This window comes from Phenylobacterium sp. (assembly GCF_030693805.1).
GTDB lineage: Bacteria > Pseudomonadota > Alphaproteobacteria > Caulobacterales > Caulobacteraceae > Phenylobacterium.
The window spans coordinates 1-1,096 of record NZ_JAUXZW010000025.1 but is presented as its reverse complement, the minus strand read 5'-3'; the positions used below and the strand labels follow the sequence as shown (position 1 = coordinate 1,096).

At 68.5% G+C, this 1,096-nt stretch carries 1 protein-coding gene; it reads left to right on the top strand.

Features of this window, described 5'->3' with window-relative positions; all coding sequences use genetic code 11:
• The coding region (locus Q8M88_RS01170; protein WP_305594245.1) for an MASE3 domain-containing protein at window positions 1-1,096 on the top strand (1,096 nt) is incomplete at both ends.

Genomic DNA, 1,096 nt, shown 5'->3' with positions numbered 1-1,096 from the left:
CGTCGGAAAAAAGCATCGCCTTCTGGCTGGTGGCGCGGGCCTGGGTGGCGCTCAGTCTGCTGGCCTACAGCCTGTGGCCCGAGTTGCCCCCAATGCAAAAGCGCAGCCGCCATGCGCTGTTGTTCGGCGCCTGCGCCCTGGTGCTGTTCATCAGCTGGGGCATCATCTTCCACGAGCACGCCCTGCCCGACACCTTTGTGCCGGGCACCGGGCTGACGCCATTGAAGGTGGGCGTTGAACGGGCCATCACAGCCGTGCTGGCGCTGGCCGCCTGGCTGCTGTGGCGCCGCTCGGGCCAGGCGCGCCAGCTCTCGCTGGTGCTGCTGTTCGGCGCCACCATGCTGCTGCTCTACGGCGAGGTGTTTCTCACCCGCTACGCCCTGAGCAACGACCTGCAGAACATGCTGGGGCACATGTTCAAAGCACTGGCCTACCTCGTCATTTACTGGGGCCTGATGGTGGTGACCGTGCGCCGCCCCTACCAGGCGCTGGCCGAGCAGACCCTGGCCTTGCAGACAGCCAACGAGACCCTGCGCGCGCAGGCCCTGGCGCTGGACAGCACGGTCACGCCCATCGGCGTGTTCGATGCGCAGGGCAACGTGCTCTGGCGCAACCGCGCCTCGCACGAACTGCTGCCTTCGAGCAGCCTGCCCGATCAGGCCCCGCTCAACCTGTTCAAGCCGCCGGCCATCACCGATGCGGCGGTGGCCCAGGCCATGCGCCAGTCGGCCGACCAGGGGAGCATCTGGAGCGGTGTGGTGCCGGTGATCGACGGCACGGGCCGCCGCCGCCAGGTGCGGCGGGTGGTCACCCCGCTGAGCGGTCCGAACGGCAAGCCCCAGGGCTACATCTCGGTGTCGGAAGACGTGACCGACAGCCTGCAGGCGCAGTCGCGTTACCAGCGCGTGCTCGAAACCGCGCTCGACGGCTTCTGTGTGCTTGACGACCAAGGCCGGCTGCTCGAAACCAACCAGGCGCTGGCCACCATGTCGGGCTACAGCATGGCCGAGCTGGTGGGCAAGCCGATACGCGAACTGGACGCGACCACCGAGCCCGGCGCGTTTCGTGCCCGCAGCGAGCGGGTGCTGGCCACCGG